The sequence below is a fragment of the Streptomyces sp. NPDC127190 genome (assembly GCF_042672505.1).
Taxonomy (GTDB): Bacteria; Actinomycetota; Actinomycetes; order Streptomycetales; family Streptomycetaceae; genus Streptomyces.
The window spans coordinates 229,607-246,673 of record NZ_JBHXVE010000009.1; the positions used below are offsets into that span (position 1 = coordinate 229,607).

The window sequence follows — 17,067 nt, forward strand, 5'->3', positions numbered from 1 at the left end:
GGGGGGGGGGGGGGGGGGGGGGGGGGGGGGGCCCCCGGCCCCCGCCCGGGCCCCGGCCCCCGGGGGGGGGGGGGGGGCGCCCCCCCCCCCCGGCGGCGCGCCGAAGGCGCGCCTGGAGGAAGTGAAGACAGATTCCGCCAACTGCACCGGACCGCTGCCTGCTCCCGCTTCCCGGTGCGCGCATGGTCCGGGGCAGCAACCGGCTGTCCGGTCTCCTCGGGCGACCTGGTGCGGTCCTCAGGGTTCTCTCCGGCCGTGCCTCAAGTGCTCTGCGGGCGGCCGTAATTCGTTGACGTTCCCGGGATGCCTCTGAGATCATGGGCGATCGAGCGACGAGCCTTCCATCAGTGAATCTCAGACACAGACACAGAATTTCTTCAGCAGATATCACGCCTTCCGTCTTCTTCTGCTTTCTCTGTTTCGTTCACTCTCGCGCTGCCTCGATAAATATTCTCATTTCGGCTCTGCATCGATTCAAGCCAAGTCAAAGCTCAGGAGACTTCTGACATGACTCATTCCTGCCCCTCTGCTCGCGCTCCTCCCTGTCCGTCCGTTTTGGAGGTGCCCTGTGTCCAACACCTCGCATGAGGTGTCCATTTCGAATTCCCGTTCCGTTGAGCTGGATCGTGAAAAGCGTCTGCGGATGCTTTCCGAGGCTGACCGGGACCTCGTCCGTCTGGCAAACGACCCCCTGTTTCCGCGCTGGCTGGAGCAGATCAAGGCCATTGGGGGTTGCGCCCACCCGATCTATCTTTCTGGCTCAACGGTCACCCGGGACGCGCTGACGGGTGAGCTGATCTCTTCGTATTCGACTGCCGGGGAGCCGGGTGAGCGGCTGGCCGTGCGCTGCCGTAACCGCCGGGCATCGGTCTGTGAGCCCTGCTCCTACCTGCATGCGGGCGACACCTATCAGCTCATCCGCGCTGGCCTGTCCGGCGGCAAGAGCGTGCCCGATGCGGTGCGCGATCAGCCCCGCTTGTTCGTCACGCTGACGGCGCCCTCGTTCGGCTCGGTCCACCGCTTCCTCGACGGTGAGCGTTGCCGACCGCGCAGGGACGGCGGAGAGTGCGAGCACGGGCGTCCGGTCGGCTGCGGCCTGGTGCACGCCGAGGATGACACGGCGCTGGGCAGCCCGCTGTGCCCGGGCTGCTACGACCACGTGGCCCATGTGCTGTGGCACGCGCACGCCGGGCGCCTGTGGGACCGGTTCACCACAGCCGTACGGCGGCACCTCGCCTCCGCCGCAGGGATTCCGCGCTCGAAGCTCCGTGATCACCTGGTGGTGTCCTTCGCCAAGGTCGCCGAGTATCAAAAGCGGGCAGCCATCCACTTTCACGGGGTGGTACGGCTTGATGGTCCTGCCGGTCCCGGCGACCCTTCCCCCGACTGGGCCACGGCAGAACTGCTCGCCGACGCCGTACATACGGCTGCTGCATCGGCGAACGCGCGCGTCCCGGAATCGGACGCCTACGGGGCCGAACTCCTCTTTTTCGGCGAGCAGTTGGACGTACGGCCGATCCGGTCCTTCGCGGACGGCGAGGGACCCACCGATGACGCGGTCGCTGCCTACGTGGCCAAGTACGTCTCCAAGGGAACAGCCGAAACCGGCGCCGGACTGGACTACCGCATCACCACCCTCGACGACATCCACGCGGCTGCCGTCACACCGCACGCGCGGGCCCTGATGGCTACGTGCTGGCGCCTGGGCGGTCTTCCGGAACTGGAACACCTCAGGCTGCGTTCCTGGGCTCACACCCTCGGCTACCGGGGCCACATCCTCACCAAATCCCGCCGCTACTCCACCACCTACATGGCCCTTCGCGAGGAGCGGGCCGAATACCGGCGGGGTGATTCAGAGCTGCTCGGCAACCCTGCCGTCATCACAGACTCGAACTGGCGCTACGTCGGCTCCGGCTACACCGCCGGCGCCGCCCTGATCGCTGCCGGAATCGCTGAAGACCACGCCATGAGCCGCCAACTCGCTCGGGAGGCGATAGAGGAGGGGCGGGAGCTGTGAGGGGTGGCAGCAACCTGCTCATGACGCCGGATGAGGCGGCGGCAGAACTCGGCGTGACGAAGCGGGTCCTCATGGACTCGTACCGGCGGTGGGGCATCCCGTACCTCAAGGTCGGCAAGCATGTCCGGTTCCGAACTCGCGATCTACACAACTGGGTTGAGGAACGTATGCAGCGAGGCTAGGCTGACGTTTCGTCAGCAACCAATCAACATGTGGAGGTTCATCAAGCGTGGCGACCATCAAGAAGGAAGACTGCTCCTGCCCCCGGCGCAGGAAACCCACGTGCCCTCACAAGCCGTACCGGGTGACGTACCGGGAGCCCGGGGGCAGGGCAGGCAAGCCTCGGCAGGTGTCCTTCAAGAAGCTCGAAGACGCGGAAGCGTTCGCGGTCAAGGTCGAGCGGGACAAGGACTTGGGGACCTACATCAACCCCAAAGCGGGACAGCGGACGTTCGAACAGGTGTGGCGCGAGTGGGTTGAGGCGGGAACTCTGGAAGAGTCCTCAAAAAGGAATTACCAGAGCGTCTACGACAACCATTACGGGCCCTTCTTCGGGAGCAAGCCCATCGGCAGCATTACTCCTACGACCATTCAGGAATGGGAGGCCGACCAGAAGGAACGCGGCTATAAGGAATCTGGAATCAACGGACGCAAGAACGTCCTGTCGTCCGTTTTCAACTATGCGGTAGCCGCCGAAATCATCGGCCGCAACCCGTGCAAGAAAGCGAATCCCCGTCGGCGCTCGGGGCAGCAACTCACACCGGTCACGGACGAAGACATCCCCAGCATGGAAGAGGTGTTGGGGATCATTGCGGAAGCTCCGAAGCTGATCCGAGCCGGCTTCTGGGCTATGGCGGGTTGTGGCGTGCGTCCGGGGGAGGCTCTGGCTCTATCTGACGAGTCAATGGACTGGGAGCGCAGCGTACTCGCTGTAGATCACCAGGTCTCGGCCTACGGCTGCCAGGAGATCTCCGGCTATAGGCGGGGTGTGAAGCGGGGTACGAAACATCGCGCCTTCGAACAGACTCGAAAGACTCCGGTGCCCGAGTCGATCAACGAGATCTTCAACGATCACATCGACGCCTTCGGGACGTGGGGAGATCGGGGCTGGTTCTTCGAATCCCCCCGGCTGAACGACCGCCACCCGTCGTACGACTGGTTCCTGGACCAGTTCAAGGCGGCGGCCAAGCTGGCTGGCACTCCGCAGTACACCCCGAAGAGCTTCCGGCACTTCTTCGTCTCGGAGGCGATCCACGCCCAGATCCCGCTCTTCGAGGTGGCGGCGTGGGTCGGTCACCGCACCACTCGGACCACGGAGCTGGTCTACGGCCATCTCGTCCGCCGGGCCATGGACCGTGGCGCCCGCACCATGCACAACCGTCTAGGGCTGAAGCTGGAGCCCTTCAAGGGCCTCATCGTCCCACCCTCGCTGACGCCCTCTGAGGGCGACATCGAGGAATGGGACGACGTGGCGTAGGCAGATCGATGTGATCGCGTGTCGACTTGGTGCAGACTTCAAGCCGGTCCGGCCGTCCTCTCAGGAGCGGCCGGACTCGTTCGCAGTGTTCAAGATGTTCACACTCCGAAACAGTGCGGACGGACAACCGTGCGACACGGAAGCAACCTGCCCCGGCTGGGCCTTTCCGCAGTTGAAAGCCCCTCCGAGGACATAGGTCTGGGGGCCTCCAACAGCTTCCATGGAGCCCCAGAACTGAGGAGTGACCCCCTGATATGCAAAGTCCTTGACCTGCCCCTCAAGGCGGCCGTTCCGGATCATGTATGCCCTCTGACCCGTAAATTGGAAGTTGTACCGCTGCATGTCGATCGACCAGGACCGGTCCCCGACGACGTAGATGCCCCGGTCGACGCCGCCGATCAGGTCCTCGGTGGACAGCCCGGCCGGGTCCGGCCGCAGCGAGACGTTGGCCATGCGCTGCACCGGCACGTGGGCGGGGGAGTCGGCGTACGCGCAGCCGTTGGACCGGTCGAACCCGGTCAGCCTCGCGATCCTGCGGTCCAGCTGATAGCCGACCAGCGTGCCGTCCTTCACCAGGTCCCAGGACTGCGCCTCGACGCCCTCGTCGTCGTAGCCGATGGTCGCGAGGCCGTGCTCGGCGGTGCGGTCACCGGTGACGTTCATCAGCTCTGAGCCGTAGCGGAGCTTGCCCAGCTGGTCGAAGGTGGCGAAGGAGGTGCCGGCGTAGGCGGCCTCGTAGCCGAGGGCGCGGTCCAGCTCGGTCGCGTGCCCGATGGACTCGTGGATGGTCAGCCACAGATTGGACGGGTCGATCACCAGGTCGTACAGGCCCGGCTCGACGCTCGGCGCCCGCATCTTCTCCGCGAGCAGCTCCGGGATCCGCTCCAGCTCGCCGTCCCAGTCCCAGCCGGTGCCGGTCAGGTACTCCCAGCCGCGCCCGGCCGGCGGCGCCAGGGTGCGCATCGAGTCGAACTCGCCGCTGGAGTCGTCCACCGACACCGCGGTCAGCTCCGGGTGCAGCCGCACCCGCTGCTGGGTGGTCACGGTCCCGGCGGTGTCGGCGTAGAACTTGTTCTCGTGCACGGTGAGGAGCGAGGCGTCCACGTGGCTGACGCCGTTCGCCGCCAGCAACCGCCGGCTCCACTCCGCCAGCAGCGCCGCCTTCTCCTCGTCGGGCACCGAGAAGGGGTCGATCTCGTACGACGACACCCAGGTCCGGTCGGCGTGCACCGGCTCGTCCGCCAGCTCCACCCGCTCGTCCGACCCGGCCGCCTTGATCACCTGGGCGGACAGCTTGGCCATGGCCACCGCCTGCGAGGCGACCCGGGCGGCGGCGTCCATGGTCAGGTCGACCCCGGACGCGAAGCCCCACGTACCGCCGTGCACCACCCGGACCGCGTACCCGAGGTCGGTGGTGTCCGACGATCCGGCGGGGCGGGCGTCCCGCAGCCGCCAGGATGCGCTGCGCACCCGCTCGAAGCGGAAGTCCGCGTGCTCGGCCCCCAGCGCCCGCGCGCGTGCGAGCGCGGCGTCGGCGAGGGCCCGTAGCGGAAGCGCCGTGAAGGCTTCGTCGATGGAATGAGGCACGGAGGTCTCCCTGCTGTCGTGGCCTGTCCGTCCGATCATGGCGTGCGCGCGGCCCGGTGGACCACACCTTTCGGCACGGCGGCCCGCTCATTCTGTAGGGACCCGACAGTGACACCCCCGAGCCACTGTCGGTGCCCGATTGCCCGCGCACGCGGCGCTACCGATAGGTTTTCGATGAAGCCGCCTGTCATCGAGCTGTTCGGGCGGGTTGTCGGACATCGCAGCACGCTATCGAAAGGGTGATCCGTTGAGCCGCTCGGTTCTCGTCACCGGAGGCAACCGGGGCATCGGCCTCGCCATCGCCCGCGCTTTCGCCGACGCCGGCGACAAGGTCGCGATCACGTACCGCTCGGGTGAGCCGCCCGCCGGCTTCCTGGCCGTCAAGTGCGACATCACCGACCCGGAGCAGGTGGAGCAGGCCTACAAGGAGATCGAGGACAGTCACGGTCCCGTCGAGGTCCTGGTCGCCAACGCCGGCGTCACCAAGGACCAGCTCCTGATGCGGATGACCGAGGACGACTTCACCTCGGTCATCGACACCAACCTCACCGGCACCTTCCGCGTCGTGAAGCGCGCCAACCGCGGCATGCTGCGCGCCAAGAAGGGCCGCGTCGTGCTGATCTCCTCCGTCGTCGGCCTGCTCGGCTCGGCGGGGCAGGCGAACTACGCCGCCTCCAAGGCCGCCCTGGTCGGCTTCGCGCGCTCCCTCGCCCGCGAGCTGGGCTCGCGCAACATCACCTTCAACGTCGTCGCGCCCGGTTTCGTCGACACCGACATGACCAAGGTGCTCAGCGACGAGCAGCGCCAGAACATCGTCTCGCAGGTGCCGCTCGGCCGTTACGCGCAGCCCGAGGAGATCGCCGCGGCGGTGCGGTTCCTCGCCTCGGACGACGCCTCGTACATCACTGGAGCCGTCATCCCTGTTGACGGCGGACTGGGAATGGGTCACTGATCACATGAGCGGAATCCTCGAGGGCAAGCGCGTCCTGATCACCGGCGTGCTGATGGAGTCCTCCATCGCCTTCCACGCGGCCAAGCTGGCCCAGGAGCAGGGCGCCGAGGTCATCCTGACCGCGTTCCCGCGTCCCACCCTGACCGAGCGCATCGCCAAGAAGCTCCCCAAGCCCACCAAGGTCATCGAGCTCGACGTCACCAACGACGAGCACCTGGGCCGCCTGGCCGACCTCGTCGGCGAGGAGCTGGGCGGCCTCGACGGCGTCGTGCACTCCATCGGCTTCGCGCCGCAGGACGCGCTCGGCGGCAACTTCCTCAACACGCCGTTCGAGTCCGTGGCCACCGCCATGCACGTCTCGGCGTTCTCCCTCAAGTCGCTGACCATGGCCTGCCTGCCGCTGATGCAGAACGGCGGCTCGGTCGTCGGCCTCACCTTCGACGCCCAGTTCGCCTGGCCGCAGTACGACTGGATGGGCCCGGCCAAGGCCGCCCTGGAGGCGACCAGCCGCTACATGGCGCGCGACCTGGGCAAGCAGAACATCCGCTGCAACCTCATCTCGGCGGGCCCGATCGGCTCCATGGCCGCCAAGTCCATCCCGGGCTTCAGCGACCTGGCCTCCGTGTGGGACACCCGCTCCCCGCTGGAGTGGGACCTCAAGGACCCGGAGCCGGCCGGCCGCGGCATCGTCGCCCTGCTGAGCGACTGGTTCCCGAAGACCACCGGCGAGATCATCCACGTCGACGGCGGTCTGCACGCGATCGGCGCCTGACGCCCGTACGACACCGGATGACGCCCCGTCTCCCGCACCGCGCGGGGGGGCGGGGCGTCACCCGTTCGGCCCACCGGCCGGGCCGCCGCCGCAGCACCGGCGCACTCTGGATTACGCGTTCACCCGCACGTCCCTCCGCAGCCCGGCCGAGGAGGTCCCCTTGTGCGCCTGTTCCGCAGCCTGGCCCCGGTGACCGTCGCCCTGGCCCTCGTGCTCTGCCTGCCGTACGACGCCTCGCCCCACGCGCGCGTGGACGACGCCAAGCCGCCCGCGCCCGGCCTGTTCGGCGCGTCGTGCCGGATCGCCGTCCAGGGGTCCCATGTGGTGGCCTACTGTCACAATCCCTATGTCGACATCGATCGGGTGAGCCTGCACATCGAGTGCGCCCACTGGTGGGACATCGACACCGACACCGCCCCGGTGGACGCCGGTCCCGCCATGACCGTACGGCTCACCGGCCGCTGCTGGACACAGGTCCGCGCGGCGTGGGTCAGCCACCGGAAGGGGCGCTGAACCGGCCCGGGCGGCACAGGAACGGATAGCTCGCGGCCTCCTGCGCGGCCGCCTCGGCGTCCCCCGCACGGATGGCGTCCACCAGCCGCGTGTGGTCCATGTGGGTCTCCGGGGTCAGCTCCGCGCCGACGTCCGCCCGCAGCCAGTCCCGCAGCACCTCGCCCAGGTCGGCGTACATCGCCGTCATCACGTCGTTGTGCGAGGCCGCCACCACCGCCAGGTGGAAGGTGGCGTCGGCGGCCACGAAGGCCTCCGCGTCACCGCTCTGCCAGGCCTCCTCCCGCCGCACCAGCACCGCGTCCAACTGCTTGAGGTCCTTCTCGGTGCGCCGCTCGGCGGCCAGCTTCGCGGCGGCCGACTCCAATGTGGAGCGCAGCTCGGCGATGTGCCGCGGGTCGGCCCCGGCGAACCGGCGGTGCATCACCCCGGCCAGCTCGCTGGTGGCCGCGACATAGGTGCCGGAGCCCTGCCGGATGTCCAGCAGCCCGTTGTGGGCGAGGGCGCGGACGGCCTCGCGGACCGTGTTGCGCGCGACGCCGAGCTGCTCGACCAGCTCCGGCTCGGTGGGGATCCGGGAGCCGACCGGCCACTCGCCGGTGGCGATCTGATTGCGCAGTTCCGCGATGACCTGCTCGGACAGTGCCGAACGGCGGGGGTGGCTCAGGGGCATGGCACACCTTCGCACAGCGGGGACGGCCGGAGCCGCCGCAGGGATGGACAACCAATCATCCCATGATTCTATGATGGGTCTCATGGCTAGCGAGGAAACCCGGACCGCACAGACCCCTACGGAGACCTGCGCGGACGCCCGTACGGCGACGCAACCGACCGAGTGCGGCGCGCCCGCCGCGACGAGCCCACCCGGGACCGCCGGGACATCGTCGTCCACGCGCGCGGGGAGGTCGCGGCTGGTCGTCGTGGGCCTCGTGCTGTGCGGCGGGATCCTCCGCCCCCCCAGCGCCGCCCCCCCCCCCCCCCCCCCCCCGCGCCGCGGCCCCGCCCCCCCCCGCGGGGCCCCCCCCCCCCCCCCGCGGCTGGTCGTCGTCGGCATCGTGCTGTCCGCCGTCAACCTCCGCCCCGCCATCACCAGCCTCGGCGCCCTCCTGGAGGAGGTCCGCGACGGACTCGGCATGAGCGGCAGCGTGGCCGGCCTGCTCACCTCCGTGCCCCCGCTGTGCTTCGCGGTCTTCGGCGTCACCGCGCCCCGGCTGGCCCGCCGCTTCGGGCCGGCCGCCGTGGTGTGCGCGGGCATGGCCGCCATCGCCACGGGCCTGCTGATACGGCCGTACGCCGGCGGCACCGCCGGGTTCCTGGCCGCCAGCGCGCTCGCCCTCATGGGCATCGCCGTCAGCAACGTCCTGATGCCGGTCATCGTCAAGCGCTGGTTCCCCGACCGGGTCGGCTCCATGACCGGCCTGTACTCGATGGCCCTCGCCCTCGGCACCTCCACCGCCGCCGCGGCGACCGTCCCGCTGACCGACGCCCTGGGCGGCGGCTGGCAGCCCGGGCTCGCCGTGTGGGCGGCCCTCGCCGTCGCGGCCGTCCTGCCGTGGCTGCCGGTCGTCCGCGACCGCGGCACCGCGCCCGCCCCGCAGCACAGGCCGGACCGCGAGGCCACGCCCCAGCAGGCCGCGCTGCGCATCACCCGCAGCCGGACCGCCTGGGCGCTCGCCGTCTTCTTCGGCCTCCAGGCCACGGCCGCCTACATCACCATGGGCTGGATGGCGCAGATCTTCCGGGACGCCGGTGTGCCGGCGGGCACCGCCGGCCTGCTGCTCGCCGTCACCATGGTGATGGGCGTGCCGCTGGCCTTCGTCATCCCGCGCGTCGCCACCCGGCTGCCCCACCAGGGGCCGATCGTGCTGGTCCTCGGCGTGTGCGGCCTCGCCGGATACGCCGGTCTGTACCTCGCCCCGGCCGGCGGCTCCTGGGCCTGGGCGGTGCTGCTCGGCGTCTCCAACTGCGCCTTCCCGCTGGCGCTGACCATGGTCGGCATGCGGGCCAGGACCGGAGCGGGCGTGGCCCAGCTGTCCGCGTTCGCCCAGAGCACCGGCTATCTGATCTCCATCCCCGGCCCGCTGCTGGTCGGCGTGCTCTACCAGCAGAGCGGCGGCTGGGGCGTGCCCATCGCCCTCATGGCGGGCCTGATGGTGCCGCAGATGGCGGTGGGTTTCCTGGCGGGCCGCGACCGCACCGTGGAGGACGAGGCGGCGGCACGCTGACCCCCGCGCACACGATCGGGAGGAAGGGTGCGAGACTGGCGGCATGCAGCCTGTGCTCGACCCGAAACCGCAGAACGGCCAGAAGAAGATGCTGCTCGTCTTCGGCTCGTTCCTCGCCATTTTCGTGATCATCGCCGTCGTCGCGACGCTCGCATCGCCCTGACCCCCGGGGGCTCGCATCGCCCTGACCCGCCGGGAGGAGGGTGGGGCTTTCCCCCCATCCCCTAGGGGGTCAGGCTCAGGGTCAAGTGGGTGGTCTTCCGGATGGGTTGGCGGCCCCGGGTTCCGTAGCTTCGAGGGGTGACCGCACGAGGCGGTCAGCGACCCGCTCGAGGACCCACGGAGGCGACCATGCCGGCCCGCACCGACTCCCGGCCCCACCCGGCGACCACGGGTGGAGTCGACATCCGGCTGCCCTGGTGGGCCCTCGCCCTGCCCGCGCTCGGGTTCGTCGCACTGCTCCTGCTGATACTGAACCCGGCCGACGCGCACGCGGCGACCGACGGCCCGGCGATCACCCAGCTCGTCGAGCGCGCCCGGCAGCTCCTCGCGCGCTGAGCGGGACTCCGCGCGCGGTGGATCACCCAGCCAACTCCCTGCGCCACATGGCCTGTTTCATGCGAAGCTGGGTCCCATGAGCGTCGCAGAACCCCGCAGGATCGTCCTCTTCCGGCATGCGAAAGCCGACTGGCCCCAGGTGTCCGACCATGAGCGTCCGCTCGCCGAGCGAGGCCGTACGGACGCAGCGGTCGCCGGACGCAAGCTGGCCGGCACCGGCATCGCCTTCGACCTGGCCCTGTGCTCCACCGCCGTCCGGACCCGCGAGACCTGGAAGCTCGCCGTCCATGAACTGGCACACCGGCCGAAGACCGTCTACGAGGAGCGGGTGTACGAGGCCTCGCCCGGCGAGCTGATCGCCGTGCTCAACGAGCTCCCGGACGACGCGCGGAACGTGATCCTCATCGGCCACAACCCGGGGGTGCACGGCCTCGCCGACATCCTGTCGGGTGCTGCCGAGGGCGACGCCCGGGAGCGGATGAACCGCCGCGGCTTCCCCGCCGCCGGCTTCGCGCTGCTCAGCTTCGACGGCCTCTGGAAGAGCCTGGAGCCGGGCGTCGCCACGCTCATGGACTACTGGGCGCCCTCGGAGTGACCCTCACAGTGACCCGGTCCTGACGCCCTCCGACCCGTCCGGCACCGGACCCGGTACGCCGAAGGGCCCGGCACCCACAGGTGCCGGGCCCCTCGCAGTCGGACCGGGTCAGTCCTCGTCGTGCGTGTCCGCCGCCTCGACCTCTTCACGGGTGATGCCCAGCAGATACAGGACCGTGTCCAGGAACGGGAAGTTCACCGCCGTGTGCGCCGCCTCCCGCACCACCGGCTTCGCGTTGAACGCCACGCCCAGACCGGCCGCGTTCAGCATGTCCAGGTCGTTGGCGCCGTCGCCGATCGCCACCGTCTGCGACAGCGGCACCCCGGCCTCCGCGGCGAACCGGCGCAGCAGCCGCGCCTTGCCCGCGCGGTCCACGATCTCCCCGGTGACCCGGCCGGTCAGCTTGCCGTCGACGATCTCCAGCGTGTTGGCCTGGGCGAAATCGAGCCCGAGCCGGTCCTTCAGATCGTCCGTGACCTGGGTGAAGCCACCGGAGACCACACCCACCTGGTAGCCGAGCCGCTTCAGCGTGCGGATGAGGGTGCGCGCGCCCGGCGTCAGCCGGACCTCGCGGCGCACCTTCTCCACCACCGAGGCGTCCAGCCCGGCCAGCAGAGCCACCCGCGCGTGCAGCGACTGCTCGAAGTCCAGCTCTCCGCGCATCGCCGCCGCCGTCACCTCGGCGACCTTGTCCTCGCAGCCCGCGTGCGCGGCGAACAGCTCGATGACCTCGTCCTGGATCAGCGTGGAGTCCACATCCATGACCACCAGCCGCTGAGCGCGCCGGTGCAGGCCCGCCGCGACGACCGCGATGTCGACACCCAGTGCCGCGGCGTCCGACACCAGGGCGGTGCGCAGCGGCTCCGTCTCCACGCCGGAGACGGCGAACTCCACGGCCGTCACCGGGTACTTGGCGAGCCGGAAGATACGGTCGATGTTGCCGCCGGCCTTCGCTATCCGGGCGGCGATGGCGGCGGTCGACTCGGCGGTGAGCGGATGGCCGAGGACGGTCACCAGGGAGCGGCCGAGACCACGCGGCTGGTTGTCGCCGTGGCCCGAGATGATCTCCGCCTGCATCTTCATCGACTCGGCCCAGCTGTGCACGGTCGCGCGCAGATCGCCCTCCAGGGCGGCGGGCGGCTCGGTCACCAGGACGCACAGCACCAGGCGGCCCCGGGTGACGACCTGCTCGATGTCGACGACGTCGACGGAGTACGCGGCGAGGGTGTCGAAGAGGCCGGCCGTGATGCCCGGCCTGTCCTTGCCGAAGATCTTGACGAGGAGAGTGGGGACCTCGGAGGTCTGCGAAGCGCTCATGGTGTCACCACCGTATCCGGCACCCAGTGCCTTCCGCCGCCGAGGTCCGCCTGACGGACACGGAACAATGGGTGTCGGCGGGGTGTCGGGAATCTTGCCGCGAGCCGACACGGGTCCCTTGCCGCGCATCGCCACCCGTCCCACCCCGACTGTGCCATGAGACCCCGTACCCCCGCATGTGCGCTCCGCGCGGCCGGGAGAGGGCCGGGGAGGGGGGTGTGCGGCGTCTGCGGGTGCGGGTTGTTCGTGCCTGGTCGCGCCCACGCGGCGGAGCCGCATATCAGACACAGCCCCGCGCCCCCAGGGGGCTGCGGCCGGCCGAGTCCGCCTTCTCAGCCCCGGTCCCGCCTCGGCCCGCCCGGGTCCCGCGGGGGCGGGGGTGGTGGCGGTGGCCACTCGGGCCTGACCCTCCGTGGCTGCGGGGGAACCGGGCCGAGCGGTCCGCCGATGGTCGGCGCACCGTACATGTCGTCGCCGCCCGGTCCGGTTCCCGCGTCACGCGGCTCCTCCGGCATCCGGAGATAGGGATTGGTGTCCGGGTTGGGCGGCCGGTGCGGCTTCCCCGGGTGATACGGCCCGACGCGACCCGCGGCCCCGTCCTCCTCCGCCCTGCCGCCGTACCCCGCACCACCCACCTCACCGCCGTACCCGGCCCCACCCACCCCACCGCCGTCCGCGGCACCCTCCACCCCACCGCCGTACCCCCCGCCCCGCGCCCCCGGGACCGCCCGTGTGCCCGCCACCCCGGTCACCCACGTCAGCAGTGCTCCGGCCGCCCCCGCGGCCGCACCCCAGACCGCGCCCAGCAGCAGTGCCATGCCCAGCCGTGCGTGGAGTTCGACGCCCGCGCCGAAGACGTCGACGCCGAGGACGGAGAGGGAGGCGTGGGCGGAGAGGCCGGTCAGCCAGGTGAGCAGCGGCAGGGCGAGGCCGGTCACGGCACCCAGCCGCAGGGCACAGCGACCGGCGAACCCGAGCCCGCCCCCGGCCGACCGCACCACCTCCGTCCGCACCCCGACCAGCACCCCCGCCAGCAGCATCAGCAGCGCCGCCGCCACCGGCAGCAGCCACACCCGGCCGTCCAGGTCCGCCAGCCGGCCCACCGTCACCGGCTGGTCGGAGTGGGGGGTGAGAAGCCGGTCCAGGGGATGGGGGAGCAGGTGGCCGAGGGTGCCGGTGGCGCTGCCGGTCCAGGGGACGAACAGGCCGAGCGGCACGCCCAGCCAGACCCCGTTCGGCGTGCCGAGCAGTGCCGCGCCGGCGATCCGCCGCGGATGCGCGTCGCCGATCGCCGCGTACCCGGCCGCCGCGAGCCCCGCCGCCACGGCCACCAGCCCCACGGTGACGAGCGCCGAGACGGCCGGCCGCACCACCCGGTGCAGCACGCCCCAGCCGGGCGGCAGCGGAGCGCGGCGCGAGGCGAGCAGGGCGAGCAGCAGGACGCCGGTGCTCCAGCCGAGCCCACCGAGCAGCGTCGCCGCGGGGTCCACCGTGAAGCCGACCGTGGCCCTGGCATGCACCAGATGGCCGATGTGGTCCGGCAGCAGCCCGCCGATGTCCCCGACCCCGGGGATGCGCACCGAGCCGCCTCCGCCCGGCAGCCGGTCCGGGCCGAGCCGGTCGCCGTCGAACGTGATGACATCGTGACCGGCCCAGGCGAGAACGCCCAGCATCGCCTCGAGGAGCGCGACCACCACCCCCGCGCGGGCCAGCAGTTCACCGGGGGCCACCGCAACACCGGCCGACCGTAGGGACCGTAGGAAGAACCAGGACAGCAGCAGCGCACCGACCAGGCTCACCCCGAGTGGCGTGATCTCGATGGCGGCATGCGCCGTGGCCCCTTTCAGTCCGAAGACGGACACATCGCCCGACGGTGTGACCGCACCACCGGCACCGAGGGCCACAACGGCCGCCGTCATGGGGCCCGGTGAGCCCGCGGAGTCGGCCCCGAGCAGATGCAGACCGAGCGCGGCCGTGCCCGTCATCCCGAGCAACGCCCAGCTGACCGCGGCGATCGCGGACACCAGCACGTCCGTCCAGGGCACTGCCGTACCGTGCCGCGCGGTCCCGGCGTCCGTGCCAGCGCTCATCGCAGACCCCCCGATCCGCCGGGCGGCACGCACCGCCGCGCTTGTCCCCCCTCGCGGGAATCACCCGGGAATCACCCGGAAAGCGCCCGCGAACCACCACTCTCCGGCCCGGCCGCCGGGCCGTCAACGGGCGTACGGATGCGTATGCCGGCGCTGTTGGCAAGGCCCGGGTTTCAGTCAGGGGGCCAAGCCTGAAATAGTTCCCCCCGATGTTCGACATCCCTAGACTCCCTGCGACGGGGGTAATTCGGGGGACAACTCAGTGGGGCATGGAGTGCCGGAACTCGTACTGGAATCAAACGGACAGACATGGACGCTCGATCCGTCCAGGTCGTACACCCTGGGACGCGATCCGCAGGGTGATCTCGTCTTCGACGACGCCAGGGTCTCCTGGCGGCACGCCACGGTCAGCTTCAACGGCCGCAGTTGGGCCGTCGAGGACCATGGCAGCACCAATGGCACATTCGTGCAGGGCCAGCGGATCCAGCAGCTGGAGATCGGCCCGGGCACGGCGCTGCACCTCGGCAACGCGACGGACGGACCGCGGGTGAGCCTCTCGGCGGCCGTCGCGAGCCGGCCGCAGTCGGCGCCGTACGCCGCGCAGGGCGCCGGGGCACCCGGCTGGGCCCAGCAGGCTCCGGCGCCGCAGCAGGCGATGCCGCAGCAGGGCGTGCCGCACCAGGCACCGGTGCACCAGCAGGCTCCGCAGGCCGGCTGGCAGCAGCCGCAGCAGGCACCGGCGTTCCCGCAGCAGCAGGGCGGTCCCGCCGACCAGTACGCGCAGCACGCGCCCGGTGGAGGCGCGGGGGCGCCGCCGGCGCACGGCGACCGCAGCCCCACCACGTTCCACCAGTTCGCGCTGGGCCGTGTGATGCGGATCGGCCGTGCCCTGGAGAACGACCTCGTCGTCTCCGACCTCCAGGTCTCCCGGCACCACGCCGAGTTCCACACGACGCCCGACGGCCGGTTCGAGATCCGCGACCTGGGCTCGCACAACGGCACCTACGTCAACGGTCACCCGGTGCCCAAGGGCGGCTCGGTCCAGCTGGGCCCGGCCGACATCGTCGGCGTCGGTCACTCCACCTTCCGGATCGTCGGCGACCGCCTCGAGGAGTTCGTCGACACCGGTGAGGTCTCCTTCTCCGCGCGTCACCTGACCGTCACGGTCGACGGCGGCAAGCAGATCCTCAAGGACGTCTCCTTCGGCGTCCCGGAGAAGTCCCTGATCGCGGTCATCGGCCCGTCCGGCTCCGGCAAGTCGACCCTGCTGAAGGCGCTCACCGGCTACCGGCCCGCCAACCAGGGCGAGGTGCTGTACGACAACCGGAACCTGTACAAGCAGTTCGCCGAGCTGCGCCAGCGCATCGGTCTGGTCCCGCAGGACGACATCCTGCACAAGGAGCTGACCGTCCGGAAGGCGCTGAAGTACGCGGCCAAGCTGCGCTTCCCCGCCGACACCACCGCGCAGGAGCGCGACGCCCGGATCGACGAGGTGCTGCGCGAGCTGAAGCTCGACATCCACAAGGACAAGAAGGTCACCTCCCTCTCCGGCGGTCAGCGCAAGCGCGTCTCGGTGGCCCTGGAACTGCTCACCAAGCCGTCGCTGATCTTCCTGGACGAGCCGACCTCCGGCCTGGACCCGGGCATGGACCGCGACGTCATGCAGCTGCTGCGCGGCCTCGCCGACGACGGCCGTACGGTCCTCGTCGTCACCCACTCGGTGGCCGAGCTGGCGCTGTGCGACAAGCTGCTGGTGATGGCGCCGGGCGGCGCGGTCGCCTACTTCGGCCCGCCGGAGGAGGCGCTGAACTTCTTCGGCTACGACACCTGGGCCGATGTCTTCTCCGCCTTCGAGAACTACCGCGACTACGACTGGGCGGGCCGCTGGAAGGGCTCGCAGCACTACCAGATGTACGCCGCGGACATCGACGCGGTCGCCCCGCAGGCCGTACCGATGCATCCGATGCAGCCGATCAGGCCGCCCAAGCCGCAGAGCTGGGGCTCGCAGCTGGCCACCCTGATCCGCCGCTACACCTCGGTGATCGTCTCGGACCGCGGCTTCATCGCCCTGATGTTCCTGCTGCCGGCCGTGCTCGGTGTGGTGAGCGTGCTGATCCCCGCCGACTACGGCCTCGGCCTCGGCCCGGCGCGGACCCACTTCTCCAACCGGGACGGCAGCACGATCCTGCTCATCCTCGCGGTGGGCGCCTGCTTCGCCGGTGCCGCCAACTCGGTGCGTGAGCTGATCAAGGAACGGGTCATCTACGAACGGGAGCGCGCCACCGGCCTGTCCCGCTCGGCGTACCTGATGTCCAAGGTGATCGTGCTCGGCCTGATCACCATGCTGCAAGGCGGCATCATCGGCGCGATCGGTCTGCTCTACCGCGGCGACAAGGTGCCGCAGCAGGGCCTGCTGCTGAAGGACTGGCCGGTCCTGGAGCTGACCCTGCCGATCATGGCGCTCGGCTTCACCTCGATGATGTTCGGCCTGATCATCTCCTCGCTGGTGAAGACCGCCGAGAAGACCATGCCGCTGCTGGTGATGTTCGCGATCGTCCAGGTCGTCTTCACCGGCTGCCTCTTCCAGCTGCACGGCAAGGTCGGCGTCGAGCAGGTCGCCTGGCTGATGCCGGCCCGCTGGGCGGTGTCCGCCGCGGGCACCACGGCCCAGCTGAACGTGCTGCTGCCCTGGGACGCCACCGACCCGGACCCGCTGTGGGACCACTCGCTCGGCCAGTGGTTCACCGACATGGGTGTGCTGGTGGGCCTGGGCGTGCTCTGCGGCTTCTTCGTGGCCCGCTTCCTGCGCCGCCACGAGCCGGAGGTCATGCGCAAGTAACCGCGCCCGTACGACGCCGAAGGGGGGGGCCCCCCCCCGGGGGGGGGGCGCCCAGGGGGGCCCGCGCCGAGGGGGGCCGCCCCCCCCACGAAACACAGGGTGTGTGTGTGGGTTGGTCGCTGACGGGG

15 protein-coding genes are annotated in these 17,067 nt (G+C 70.6%); 11 read left to right on the plus strand and 4 right to left on the minus strand.

Going from position 1 to position 17,067, the window contains the following annotated elements; translation table 11 throughout:
• Positions 1 to 643 precede the first annotated feature (643 nt).
• The 3 genes from ACFVIU_RS16940 to ACFVIU_RS16950 are packed head-to-tail and all read left to right on the plus strand — an operon-like array spanning position 644 to position 3,494.
• A complete protein-coding gene (locus ACFVIU_RS16940) occupies positions 644 to 2,017 on the plus strand; it encodes a replication initiator (protein ID WP_385843307.1) in 1,374 nt (457 codons plus the stop codon).
• Positions 2,018 to 2,037: 20 nt separating this feature from the next.
• Positions 2,038 to 2,199 carry a helix-turn-helix domain-containing protein gene (locus ACFVIU_RS16945; RefSeq protein WP_385843271.1) on the plus strand — a complete coding sequence of 54 codons (162 nt, stop codon included), beginning with the start codon at positions 2,038 to 2,040 and terminating at the stop codon, positions 2,197 to 2,199.
• 47 nt (positions 2,200 to 2,246) lie between these two features.
• Entirely contained in the window at positions 2,247 to 3,494 is a 1,248-nt protein-coding gene (locus ACFVIU_RS16950) for a tyrosine-type recombinase/integrase (RefSeq protein WP_385843272.1), read from the plus strand.
• A gap of 60 nt (positions 3,495 to 3,554) precedes the next feature.
• On the opposite strand, the gene ACFVIU_RS16955 is transcribed toward ACFVIU_RS16950, so the two are convergent.
• Positions 3,555 to 5,081, minus strand: coding sequence for a TldD/PmbA family protein (locus tag ACFVIU_RS16955; protein ID WP_385843273.1), 1,527 nt, complete (start codon positions 5,079 to 5,081; stop codon positions 3,555 to 3,557).
• 247 nt (positions 5,082 to 5,328) lie between these two features.
• Between ACFVIU_RS16955 and fabG the strand changes: the two genes are divergently transcribed.
• The 3 genes from fabG to ACFVIU_RS16970 all read left to right on the plus strand — a co-directional run bounded on the left by fabG (position 5,329) and on the right by ACFVIU_RS16970 (position 7,318).
• Positions 5,329 to 6,033, plus strand: a complete 705-nt coding sequence (gene fabG / locus ACFVIU_RS16960) for a 3-oxoacyl-[acyl-carrier-protein] reductase (RefSeq protein WP_385843274.1) — start codon at positions 5,329 to 5,331, stop codon at positions 6,031 to 6,033.
• Between the two features lie 4 nt (positions 6,034 to 6,037).
• The gene (fabI, locus tag ACFVIU_RS16965; protein ID WP_385843276.1) at positions 6,038 to 6,805 is read left to right on the plus strand and encodes an enoyl-ACP reductase FabI; all 768 of its coding nucleotides are present in this window, start codon (positions 6,038 to 6,040) and stop codon (positions 6,803 to 6,805) included.
• Between the two features lie 162 nt (positions 6,806 to 6,967).
• Positions 6,968 to 7,318, plus strand: coding sequence for a hypothetical protein (locus tag ACFVIU_RS16970; RefSeq protein WP_385843277.1), 351 nt, complete (start codon positions 6,968 to 6,970; stop codon positions 7,316 to 7,318).
• On the opposite strand, the gene ACFVIU_RS16975 is transcribed toward ACFVIU_RS16970, so the two are convergent.
• Entirely contained in the window at positions 7,296 to 7,988 is a 693-nt protein-coding gene (locus tag ACFVIU_RS16975; protein WP_385843278.1) for a FadR/GntR family transcriptional regulator, read from the minus strand. The two genes, ACFVIU_RS16970 and ACFVIU_RS16975, sit on opposite strands and share 23 nt — an antisense overlap.
• 70 nt (positions 7,989 to 8,058) lie before the next feature.
• Here ACFVIU_RS16975 and ACFVIU_RS16980 point away from each other — a divergent pair, with 70 nt between their 5' ends.
• The 4 genes from ACFVIU_RS16980 (at position 8,059) to ACFVIU_RS16995 (ending at position 10,693) form a co-directional block, all read left to right on the plus strand.
• Complete coding sequence (locus tag ACFVIU_RS16980) at positions 8,059 to 9,540, plus strand: CynX/NimT family MFS transporter (RefSeq protein WP_385843279.1); 1,482 nt, start codon at positions 8,059 to 8,061, stop codon at positions 9,538 to 9,540.
• A gap of 43 nt (positions 9,541 to 9,583) precedes the next feature.
• Positions 9,584 to 9,703 carry an SGM_5486 family transporter-associated protein gene (locus ACFVIU_RS16985; RefSeq protein ID WP_385843280.1) on the plus strand — a complete coding sequence of 40 codons (120 nt, stop codon included), beginning with the start codon at positions 9,584 to 9,586 and terminating at the stop codon, positions 9,701 to 9,703.
• Positions 9,704 to 9,891: 188 nt separating this feature from the next.
• Complete coding sequence (locus tag ACFVIU_RS16990; RefSeq protein ID WP_385843281.1) at positions 9,892 to 10,098, plus strand: hypothetical protein; 207 nt, start codon at positions 9,892 to 9,894, stop codon at positions 10,096 to 10,098.
• Between the two features lie 76 nt (positions 10,099 to 10,174).
• Positions 10,175 to 10,693 (plus strand): SixA phosphatase family protein, encoded by a 519-nt coding sequence (locus tag ACFVIU_RS16995; RefSeq protein ID WP_385843283.1) that lies wholly within the window; start codon positions 10,175 to 10,177, stop codon positions 10,691 to 10,693.
• Between the two features lie 108 nt (positions 10,694 to 10,801).
• Here the strand turns inward: ACFVIU_RS16995 and serB are convergent, their stop codons facing one another.
• Both serB and ACFVIU_RS17005 read right to left on the minus strand, forming a co-directional pair.
• Positions 10,802 to 12,010, minus strand: a complete 1,209-nt coding sequence (gene serB, locus ACFVIU_RS17000) for a phosphoserine phosphatase SerB (protein WP_385843284.1) — start codon at positions 12,008 to 12,010, stop codon at positions 10,802 to 10,804.
• A 332-nt stretch (positions 12,011 to 12,342) separates the two neighbouring features.
• Entirely contained in the window at positions 12,343 to 14,100 is a 1,758-nt protein-coding gene (locus ACFVIU_RS17005; protein ID WP_385843285.1) for a streptophobe family protein, read from the minus strand.
• A gap of 274 nt (positions 14,101 to 14,374) precedes the next feature.
• On the opposite strand from ACFVIU_RS17005, the gene ACFVIU_RS17010 reads away from it, so the two are divergent.
• A complete protein-coding gene (locus ACFVIU_RS17010) occupies positions 14,375 to 16,939 on the plus strand; it encodes an FHA domain-containing protein (protein WP_385843286.1) in 2,565 nt (854 codons plus the stop codon).
• Positions 16,940 to 17,067 lie beyond the last annotated feature (128 nt).